General features: G+C 69.1%; 6 protein-coding genes. All 6 read right to left on the bottom strand.

The annotated features are described in order from the left end of the window. Positions 1-70: 70 nt before the first annotated feature. Positions 71-466 (bottom strand): DUF4150 domain-containing protein, encoded by a 396-nt coding sequence (locus AC3A6R_RS15565; RefSeq protein WP_487860368.1) that lies wholly within the window; start codon positions 464-466, stop codon positions 71-73. A gap of 8 nt (positions 467-474) precedes the next feature. Then, a complete protein-coding gene (locus AC3A6R_RS15560) occupies positions 475-1116 on the bottom strand; it encodes a DUF3540 domain-containing protein (RefSeq protein WP_487864812.1) in 642 nt (213 codons plus the stop codon). Positions 1117-1150: 34 nt separating this feature from the next. Then, positions 1151-2203: a pentapeptide repeat-containing protein gene (locus AC3A6R_RS15555; RefSeq protein ID WP_487860370.1), complete on the bottom strand. Its 1053-nt coding sequence runs from the start codon at positions 2201-2203 to the stop codon at positions 1151-1153. Continuing rightward, entirely contained in the window at positions 2200-4860 is a 2661-nt protein-coding gene (locus AC3A6R_RS15550; RefSeq protein WP_487860371.1) for a DUF2169 family type VI secretion system accessory protein, read from the bottom strand. Before AC3A6R_RS15550 ends, AC3A6R_RS15555 begins: the two co-directional genes overlap by 4 nt. Positions 4861-4897: 37 nt before the next feature. Further along, positions 4898-7909: a type VI secretion system Vgr family protein gene (locus AC3A6R_RS15545; protein ID WP_487860372.1), complete on the bottom strand. Its 3012-nt coding sequence runs from the start codon at positions 7907-7909 to the stop codon at positions 4898-4900. 85 nt (positions 7910-7994) lie between these two features. Further along, positions 7995-10922 carry an ATP-binding protein gene (locus tag AC3A6R_RS15540; RefSeq protein ID WP_487860373.1) on the bottom strand — a complete coding sequence of 976 codons (2928 nt, stop codon included), beginning with the start codon at positions 10920-10922 and terminating at the stop codon, positions 7995-7997. Between the last annotated feature and the right edge of the window lie 76 nt (positions 10923-10998).

Here is a 10998-nt window from a genome sequence, read left to right as displayed (position 1 = left end):
CGGTAAACATCCCCACGAACCACGTCGCCAGTACCAGCATCGGCGTCCAAGGCCGAAATTCAACAGCCTGCTAGGGCGCGAGGATCAGCACCAGCGTCTGGCTCGGCACGATGCGCGCGCCCATCGCGTTGGTGCTGTTCTGCAGCGTCGTGCTGGTGAGCCGCGTCGCGGGCATGCCGTGGAACAGCACGGTGTTCGCGCCCGTCGTGTGGCGGCTCGGGCCCATCACCGTGCCGGAGGCCACGCCCAGCAGCACGCCGGCGTTGTCGCCGTTGGTCATCGGGATGGTGGTGGCGAGGTTGTGCACCGGGCCGCCCATGATGAGCACGGTCGGGCAGTTGGGGATGGCCATGGGCCCCATCGCGATGTTGGGATAGGGCACCGGAATCGGCGATGGCGCGGCCGGCGTCATGCAGACGTCGGGAAACGCCATGTCGGTGCCCATCAACTGGCAGTTGGCAAACATGGGCGCTCTCAGCCGAAATGGATCTGGCCGCCGCGCGCCTTGACCAGCTTCTCGCCGTCGATCAGCGTGTGCTCGGCGCTCATGCGCAGCACGTGCGTCGCCTCCTGCTCGAAGTGGTCCGCATGCACGCGGTCCAGGCCTTCGGTGCGGCGCAGGTGGCTGCGGCTGAAGTGGCTGACCCGCTCGAACACGGTCTGCAGTGCTTCGCCCACCAGCTGTACCTGCCGGCCGAAGAACTTCATGCGTTCTCCGACGAAGCGCGTCTCGTCGGCAGTGAACGCCACGTTCTCGGCGCTGACCGCAAACGCCGCGCTCCGGACGTCCACTGCTTTGCTCGTCACCGTCAGATCGCCCTCCACCTCGAGGCGGACCGGGCCATCGCAGTGCCAGGTCTGCGGCGTGTCCGCCGCGCGTTCGAGCACGGCGGTGATCCATTGCTCGCCATCCGCGCCGCGCAGGCCAGCGACGGTGTCGCCGGCCTCGGGCTTCAGAAGGCAACTGGCGGCGCGGCGCGCTGCACGGCGCGCGCCGTCTTCCGCCACCGTCCATTGGTGGCCATGCACGCCGACGACCACGCCCACGAACGTGGCGGCGGTCTCCTTCTGGCGCGCGGCCGAGGAGGGACTTTCGAGGGTCAGTGAATTCAGCATCGCAGGGTTCCGTCTTTCATCGCGTGTCATTCGTTCAAGCGGCCATGGGCATCCAGGCATCGGCTCGGGCGCGGGCCTCGTCGATCTCGATGGCGCGCACCCGGTCCGGCAGCCGTGCCTCCTCGGTGCGCGCGCCATGCAGCAGGGTGCGCACGAGTGTTGCTTCCCGTCCGTCGGCGCCCCGCAGGTCCGCACCGCTGAGGTCGGCGTAGCTCAGGTCGGCAGCGCGCAGCGATGCGCCCGGTAAAGCGGCATCGGCGAAATGGCATTGGTAAAGGTTGGCCCGCTCGAAACGCGCGCCCGGCAGCGTTGCGCCCGTGAACAGCGCCTGCGCCAGGTTCGCGCTCGCAAAGCCCACGCCGGAGCCTGAAGCGCCGCAGAAGATCGCGCCGGTTGCCTGTGCGCCGGAGAAGTCGGCCCCTTCGATCTGGGCGCGCAAGAAGCTGCATTGCTTCAGCGGCACCTCGCGAAAGTCAGCGTTCGACAGCGCGGCCCCGCTGAACTGGCAGGCCTCGAGCGAGAGACCGCGAAACGACCTGCCGACGAGCGAGGTCTTGTCGAAAACGACCCGGCGCAGCGTCGCCCGGTGCCAGGTCAGGCGCGTCACGTCGCATTCGATCACCGCAGCGTGCGCCCAGTGCGTGTCGTCCGCGTTCACGTCGACAAGACTGCAGGTGCTGAAGCTGCTCGACTGCAGCTGCGCGCCCGCCATGCCGGCGTGGTCGAGCGTGCTCCCCGTGAATGCGGCCATCGACAGTGCGCTGCCGGCGAACTGCGCGTGGGTGGCGCGGCAACCCGAGAACACGGCGCCTTCCAGGTTGGCATCGCGCAGGTCCGCATGGTCGAGTTCACACTGGTTGAAGACCGCGCGTCGCAGGTTGGCGCCGGAGAAGAGAACGCCGCGCAGGTCGCAGCGTTCGAAAACGCATTCGCGCGCATCGGCGCCGCGCAGGTCCGCTTCGTTCAGCCGGGTGCGCGAGAAAACGCCGCCCCCGATGCGGGCGCCCGCGTAGTCGCCCTTGCGAAAGTCCTTGCCGTCCAGCGCCTCGCCGAGCAGGACCGCGAGCATCAGGAGGGTGGCGTTCATGCCGGCTGCTCTCCCGGCTGCACCGAAGCCCGCTCGGCCTCAAGGGCTGCGGCCGCCTGCTGCTCGGGCGTGAGGCGTGGATGCGTGCGGGCGCGCTCGAGCAGGGCGCCATCGAAGCGCGCGCTGCCATCGAGCAGGACGCGCGAGAGATCGGCACCAAACAGATTGGCGTTGCGGAAATCGCAGCCGCGAAGATCGGCATGCTGCAGGATCGCTTCGCGCAGGTTGGCGCCCGACAGCGCGGCGCCGGACCAGTGCGAATGCGACAGCTGGGTGCCGCGTGCACTCGCGAGCCTGGCGTCGCATTGGTCGAAGCGCGCGTGCGCAAGGTGCGCGCCGTCGAGCACCGCGCGGGTCAGCCTTGCGGTGCCGAGGTCGCACCCGGCAAGGTTGGCGCCGACCAACTGGGCGCCCGACATGTCGGCTCCGCGCAAAGTGCATGCATCGACGAAGGTGCTCCCGCACAGGTTCGCGCCGGCCAGGCCTGCGCCGTCGATCCGGCATCCCACGAAGGTGGTGCCGCTGAAGTCCGCGCCATGCGCGCGCACGCCCTCGAGGCGACATTCGAGGAACTGGCAGCCGGTCAGATGCGCGCCGTCGAGCACCAGCCCGCGCAGGTCGAGCTTGTGGAACAGCAGGCCGGCGCCGCGCACGCCGCTCCAGTCGGCCGGGCCCCAGGTCGTGTCCATCGACTGCAGCTTGTCGATGACGGCTTCGCGCAGCTGCGTGGAGACGAGCGCGGTACCGCCGAGCTGCGCTCCCGTGAGATCGGCACGGTCGAACACCGCGTTCGCGAGCCGCGTACCGCCGAGGTTGCTGCCTTGCAGTTGCGCCTCGATGGCCACGGCGCCTTCCAGGCAGGCGTGCGCGAGCACGCAGAAGCGCAGCACCGCGCCCGTCAGGTTGGTGTTCGTGAGGTTCGCGCTTTCGAGCCAGGAACCCGTCATGTCCACGCCGCGCAGGTCGAGATTGGACAGGTCGACACCGGTCAGATCGAAGCCGAGCCAGCGTCGAAAGCCGTGGGCCAGCATCCATTGCATTTCGCGACGGCGCTCGGCGGCCTGCGCCGCAGGCAGCGGATCCGCCGGCGGCTGGCGATGCGCCGATTGCAGATAGTTCGAGCGGTGAGCAGCTTCGGCCTGCTGCAGCTGGGGCAGGAAGTCCGCGCTCTCGAAGGGCTTTCCAGCGCGTGCATGCGCGGCCTCGAGCCGGGCGATCTCGTCGCGCGCACTGAACAGGGGCGGCCCGCGGTGTTGCGACTGCTTCAGATCGACCTTGTGCTTCCGTGCGAATTCCTTGGCGTTCTCTAGCAGCGTGACGGTGTCCTCCAAGGCGGCCCACTCCTGGGCCTCGATGTTCTTGATGGTGCGTGCGATGAACGCGGGCATCTCCTCGGGCTTGGGCGGCGGCTGGCGCGGCGGCAGCCGAAGCCCCAGCGCATCGGGATCCTTGCCCTGGGCGCGCACCTGGTCGCGCGCCATGTCCACGTCGATCGCGGCGCGGCGGTACTGCGCATCCTCCTGGAGGCCGTCGGTGCGCAGCGCGGCCTGCGCAGCTTCGGTGGCGGGATCGGTTGTGTGGATGCCGGGTGGCAGGAGTGCGCTGTCGTCGAGCGCATGGAGCGCGGCATGCCGGCCGGTCGACCGCTTGTCCAGCGTGTCGAGGTAGTGCTGCGGATCACGCGGTTCGCCGATGCGCTCGACCGCACCGACCAGTCGGGTGATGTCGGCGGCATCGTCGTGCGCGATCTGTGCCAGTCCGTGGAACACGAGCACAAGGCGCTCGGCGTGCGGGAAGCACCACACGGTCGTCAGCTGCATCGGAACTTCTTCGAGCGCCGCCGATCCGTCCGCGGCCGGTGCTTCATGCGAGGCGCGGCGTCCTGCGAACACCCGCACGCGCAGGCCCGGCAAGCGGCCTTCGAGATGCGGCGTGTCGGGATGCATGTGGTCGAAGGCGAAGTCCTCGTCGCCCACGAGCGGCGCGTCGAACCATTGGTCCTGGCTCGTGAGGTTGAAGAAGCGCCAGTCGGTGTCGGGCGCGAAGCCGGGCGCATGCTGTGTGAGCCAGTCTTCATCGTAGGTGCCGCGCCAGGCGGCACGCTGCGGATGATCGAGGTCGAGCGGGCCGAAGCCTGCGGGCGCAATCGCCTGGTCTCTTTCCAGCAGGCGGTCGCTGGGCAGTTCGAGATGGGGAAGAACCTGAATGCCGTCGACGACGGTACGGCCTCGGCCATAGGGATTCGCGGCAAAGTCGGGCCCGCCGTAGGCATTCGCCCAGTCGAACGCGATCTTGGAGAACGGCTGCGGCACAGTCGGGTCGCGCCCGTCCCATTGGCGATCGCCGAAGACCAGCACGGTCTTGCTGCGCGTGCCGATGCGCGCGCGGACGGCGACCGCGCGCGTGTCCGCCGCGGGCGAGTAGGCATGGCCGTGCACGAGGAACTCGGGGTGCAGCTTGACGATGCCTTCGTCGATGACGGGTTGGGCCATCTCCTTTGCAAGAAAGTCCCACATCGACTGCTCGGCCCAAAGCGTGCCGCGCGCGGCCTGGGCGAAGGGGACGTGGAGGTAGCCGGAGACGCACAGGCCGAAGCGCTTGCGGAACTCCATGGGGCGGAAGGAGAGGCCGAGGGCCTGGGGTTTGATGACCTGCATGGTGTTTGTCAGGGCCACATGGCCATGTTGGCACGTCTCATGGCGACACCCCACCTTCCGGCTCCTCGTCGGGCGGGGGCGTGGACGAAATGTTGCCTTCTGAACTCTGGAGCGGCGACTCCGATTCGGCGGCGCGCAGCGCGGCCTCATGCGCTTCGTATTCTTCCCGCAGCGCGGCGTCATAGTCGTCCTTTTGGTCCAGCATGAATAGCTTCTCTTCTTCGGCGTATGTCGCGATGCCGTCGTCGTATTCGATATCGATGCGCCTGGGTTCCTCGCCGGGCTCCCTGAGCTTGACCTCGTAGCGTTTGTAGTCGTCGGTGAAGTCATCCCCACGGGTTGCCCTGGTACTTGTGGGAGCCTTGCCGTCAGTCAACGGATCGACGCTGTGCCCAGGCATCGCCAGACGCCGAAGTCGTGCCGCCAAGCCAGGATGGCCGGCGCGGGCTGCCGCGACGGCTGCTTCCCGCAGTTCTTTCGTGGCCTCGTGGTTCTGGCTTGAGACTTCCCCACCACCGTAAGTGGTCGTGAAGATTCCGAGTCCGCTGCCGATGACCACACCAGCGATGGAGCTCTGAGTCCACCCGGGTGTCATCAGGTCCTTCGGGTTGGCGTTCGCCGTTCCCGCAGGAAGGTAGAGCTTCATCGCGTTCAGTTCCACGTTGGCACCAGCGCTGGCAGACATCTTCAGCCCTGCGAATGCCTCATAGACAAGGCCGAGGGTGTTGCTCACGACGGGCGCGATCGTCGACTCCATGACCAGCCCCAACGTGGTGCTGCGGCTCATTCCGATGGTCGTCTCGCTCGCGTTGCCGATGTAGCCGCTGCTGTTCGACCCGTAGACCGTCGTGTTGTTCTCGATCGAGGTCTGGTTGATCTTGCCGACCGCCAGGATGGAAGCATCCGTGTTGCTCATCAGCGTGAACTTGTTCGCCATGATGGTGTACGGCCCATCGGGTGACTCCAGCACCATCGAGTTCGCACCCGTGACCTTGAAATCGATGTGCTCGGCTTCGAAGGTCATGTTCGTGGCCTTGTAGCCCAGGTCGCCGTCGACCACGATGGTCTGGTTGCCCTTCACAAGACGCCGTTCGTCACCGTCCGTCATGTCCTGCCGCGACGACTGCGTATGGGTGAACAAGTTGCCCTTGACCACCGTCGACTGCTCGCCGTCCACCTGCGTCATCTGGTTCGACACCACGTGAACATGCTGCTCTTCGCCGATCTTCGTGCGCTGCGTCAGGTCGACCTGGTGCGACTCGTTCTTGCGAATATGCAGTTGGCGGTCGTTGTCCACCCGCAGGGTCTGGTCGTGCTGCACGTGAGTATGCTGGTCGCGATCAACCCGCAGCCGCTGGTCGCGCCCGATGCCCGTGGTGTCGTCGCGCTCGACCACGCGCCGCATGTCCCGCTCCGCATGCACCGACAGCAGCTCCTCGCCCTTGCGGTCCTCGAACTGGATCTCGTTGTAGTTGCTCGCGTCGCCACCGGGCGTGGAGCGCGTGCGAAAGCCGCTCTGCGTCGGCGACTTGTACGGGATCGGCTGGTCGTCGTTGTAGACGCGGCCCACGATCACCGGGCGGTCGGGGTCGCCGTTGAGAAAATCGACGATCACCTCCTGGCCGATGCGCGGCGCGAAGTAGCCGCCCCAGCCCTTGCCGGCCCAAGGCTGCGACACGCGCACCCAGCAGGTCGATGTCTCATTGCTCTGGTCGTAGCGGTCCCAATGGAAGTGCACCTTCACCCGGCCGTGCTCGTCCACATGCAGCTCGTCGCCGGCGGGGCCGACCACGATGGCGGTCTGTGGTCCGGGCATGGCCACGCGCGGCGTGAGCCGCGGTGGCCGGAACGGCAGCTGCATCGGCAGCGTCGTCAAGAAGAAGATGCAGAGGCCGCGCCCGGTGCGCTGCAGCGAGGGATCGCTGCGGATCAGCTCGGCGAGCGTGCCGCCGGCGCCTTCGTTCACCGCGTCGCCGGCGGCCAGCGCGCACAGGCGCTCGGCATGCGAAGTGCCGAAGTGCGGGTCGCCGATGCCCTCGTAGCCCGGGTGGCTCACGACGAAGCTGCACGCGCCGATCAGATGCTCGCCGCGCGGGAGCTCCGGCGCATCGCCTTCGAGCACGAAGCTGCGGCCCGCGGCCACGTCGGGCCAGTGCGTGACGGCCCAGTGGCGATCGCGGCGCGCGATCAGTTCCTCGCCCCGGATCCGGGCCATCGTCTCGGCGTCCTCGGCGTTGAAGTAGTCGCCGGGATACTCGAACTCCTCGAAGTCGGCCAGCGCGTGCGCGTCGGTGGCGTCGATCGCCGCGCCGAGGTTCTTGCGGATGGCCTTGAAGTCGCTGTCGCGTGCGGCGTGCCGGCCCGCGTCGAGGCGCTGCGCCGAAACCCATTGCGCGATCTCGTTGAAGCGCGCTTCGCCGGACTCGCTCGCGAAGCGCAGCACCGGCGACCCCGGCAGGCGCTTGTGGGCGACGAAGCTGGCGTCGGCCAGGTGCATGCGGCCGGGTTCGTCGTGCGCATCGAACCAGTAGTAGACACCTTCGGCTTCAAGCAGCCGCGAAACGAAATCGTGATCGCTCTCCTGGAACTGAACGCAATAGCGGTGCGGCGCGTGCGTGCCGATGACGCCATGCGCGTCCGTGCGCCGGATACCGCGCACCGCGCTGTCTTCGAGCACGCTGCCGATCACCTCGAGCAGGGGCTGGTCCTGGAAGATGCGCGAGTTGCGGCGCTTGGTCAGCAGCCAGAACCACGACGTGAGCGTCAGGCGGTATCGGTGGTAGCGGCCGATGCGGCCTTCGCGCGCGAAGCGCACGGCGTGCCCGTGGCAATGGCGCGCGTGCGGGCGATCGTCGGCATCGACGAAGTCGATGCGGACATCGAAGGCACGGCCCAGAACGTCCTTCGGCTGCACCTGGCCGTTCTTCGACAGCACCGTGAGCTCGTAGACAGCGGCCCGCGACAGCCCCTCATGCCCCACGATGCTCCAGAACATGAGCTCGCTGGCTACGGGGGCATCACTGTCGATGCGGATGTCGGGGGTCTGCATGGCGTGTTCGAGGTTCGGAGTGGCTTGGCCGCCGCGCGGTGCGCGCGAAAAGATCGAGCCTAGGCGGGCGCGAGCGCCTGAGCGGTCAGCGAACGGTAAGCGTGTGGGCGCTGCCGTCGCCCCGCAGCAGGGCCTTGGCGCGCAACACCCGCTCGAGCCCGTCGCCGCCGCGCACGAGCGCGAGCGCCTGCGCCAGTGCGTTCCGGTCCGACGCCGTGGCATCGTGCCGTTCGCAGGCATCGATCCACACCGCGAGCGCGGCCCAGGCGTTGTGCGATGCCTCCGCGTGGCGAAGCGCGCGTGCGAACGCGTGCCGCACGCAGGCGTCGTGCCGGTGCGCGGCGTGCCAGCGGGCATCGAGGCGATGGAGATCGGCAAGGTAGCCGTACTCGCCGAGTTGTTCGGCGCAGTGCAGGCCGGCATCGATCTCGGCACGGGCCTCGTCGAGCCGCCCTGCGCACAGTGCCAGGTCGGCCGCATAGAAGTGCACCTGGCTCGCACCTGCGCGCATCCCGCGTTCCTGGTGCCGGGCGAGCGCGGACCGCACCTCCTGCAGCGCACTTGCAGAGGGCCGGCGCGATTTCCCGGCGACCCAGGCTGCGAACCAGAGGGCGGGCCCTTCGGCCTGCCCGATGTCGTCGGCGCCCGCCGCCGCCTTCAGCGTGGGCAGCATGCGCGCCACGCGTACGGTGTCGTCCATGGCGGCGGCCGCGGTCGCTTCGCCCCAGGCAGCGACCATGCTGGCCATCGGCGCACCGAGCCGGGCGGCGCGCTCGCGCGCCCGTTCGAGGTGACGCAGTGCGGTGCCGATGTCGCCGGTCGCGACCAGCGGATGCGCCGAGTTGGCGAGCAGCGAAACCATCGGATCGACCGGCAGCGGCGCTCCGGCAATGCGCGCTTCCTGCGACGCGCAGATCGCCAGCCCTTCGCGCATGCAGTCCACGGCTTCGGCGTAGGCGCCCTGGAACGACAATGCGACGCCGCGCAGGTTCATCGCGCACACCACCACCGCAGGCTCGTCGAAGCGCTGCCCGATCTCCTTCACGCGCTCGGCCATTCGAAGCGCCAGCGCATGGTCGCCACGCGCCAGATGAACCCATCCGAGGCCGCCATGGGGCCAGCCATGCGCAGCCGCCGGGGCACCACGTTCGCAGAGCGCGAGTGCGCGCGTCAGCGACCGCTCGCGCTCCGGTGCCGCAAAGCCCAGGTACTGCGCGAAGGCGACGGCCTGATGGCCGTTCAGCGCAAGTTCGAGCGCGTCGCGTTCGGCGGAGGGCAGAGTGTTGCAGTGCTCGAGCAGTGCCAGCGCTCGCCGTGAGAGGCGGACGGCCTCCTGCGGCGCGAAGCGCGAGAGTGCCAGTGCCGCCGCCTCGGCGCTGTAGCGGACGGCGGCGGCCGGATCGTGGCTGCGTTCGTGGTGGTCGGCCAGTTCCGCCGGCGCCGTCGGGATGCCGATCCTTCCCGCTTCCTCGAGTGCCCGCGCGGCGCGCCGGTGGAGCTCGGCCCGACGGGCTTCGCCGATGCGGCGATAGAGTACATGCCGGTGCAACGCGTGGCGAAAGCCGTGGCGCGCGTCGAAGCTGTCGTCGGCCAGGCGCTCGACCGACAACGGCACCAGCCAGTGACCCACCCGGGCGAGCCTGTCGGTTTGCGCGCGCACCGACAGGCGCGGGCGCTGGAGCATCGACGCCAGGGGAACGCTCCAGAACTCCACGCCCAGGACCGATGCAGCTTCGAGGAGCGACTGGTCCTCGGCATCGAGCAGGCCGAGCTGGCGCTCGATGAAGTGGGCCAGTCCGTCGGTCAACCGAGCGGGCGGTTCGGTGCCGGCATCCAGCGGGTGCAGGCCCCGGTCGCGCGCGTGCTCGCGGTCGGCGGCCTCCAGCCAGCTGGCAAGGTAGAGCGGCAGGCCGCCGGTCTGCGCGTGCAGCCGCAGTGCCACATCCCGCGCTACGGCTCGCGGCGCATAGCGCGCGGCCATGTACGCGGCCACGTCGTCGGCGGAAAAGGGCGCCAGTTCGATGCCGCGCGCCAGGCCGCGCAGGCGCAGGCGCGCGTGCAGGTCGGCGGCTGCCATCGGACCGCCCGGCGCATCGGCCGGACGCAGCGTGGCCAGCAGCATCCATCGCGCGTGCTCGCGCTGGCTTCCGAGCTGCTCGAGCAGCTGCAGCGTGGGCAGGTCGCTCCACTGCAGGTCTTCGAGGATGAACAGGACCGGACCGGAACCTGCGAGGCGGTTCAGCAATTCGCGAAACTCGCGCAGCACGCGCCCCATGCCGACCCCTTCGATCTCCTGCCGCAACGCGAGCCGTTCGGCCTCGCTCGCGTGCCACGGCATCTGGGCCAGCCAGGTCGGCGCGATGCGGCGGATCTGCGGGATGGCGCGGGGGTGCTCGCGGCACAGTCCGCTGAGCGCATCGAGCACCGGCATGTGCGGTTCGTCCCGTCCGCCCTGTTCGACGCACTGGCCGCGGGCCACCATGGCCGCGCCGGCCCGCCGCGCGAAATGGTCGATCAGCGTCGTCTTGCCGATGCCGGCCTCGCCGACCACGAACACCACCTGCGCGATGCCGCCTTGCGCCGATCGCCAGGCCGAGCAAAGCGCCTCGCGCGCCGCTTCCCTGCCGATCAGACCGTCGGCCGCATGGCGCTCGCCGGCAGGCATGCCCGCGAGCGCGGCCGAAGGCATGCCCTCGATCGCGGCGATGAAGCGGTAGCCCCGGCGCGGCACCGTCTCGACATAGCCCGGCTTCGAGGGATCGTCGTCGAGCGCGCTGCGCAACTGGTTGATGGCCGTCTTCACCACGGCGTCGCCCACGGCCTGCCCGGGCCAGACCTCCTGCAGCAGCGTCTTCTTGGCCACCAGGCTGCCGGGACGCGTCGCGAGCGCGCACAGCAGCGTGAACACCTTGGGCTGCAAGGCCACCGGGTCGGGGCCGCGCATGAGCTGGCCGCCCGCCATGTCCAGGACGAAGGGGCCGAAGCACAGGGCGGACCGGTGAAGGTTCGCCATGGGTTTGGGCGATGGTGTTTGCGCCGGGGCGGCGGCGAGGCGGTGCGTGGTCGGCGAATGCTCTTTCGGCATCGGT

Source organism: Variovorax sp. Soil_C_19 (assembly GCF_057657255.1).
Note: the sequence above shows the minus strand (reverse complement) of the source record. Positions and strands in the feature narration are given on the sequence as shown.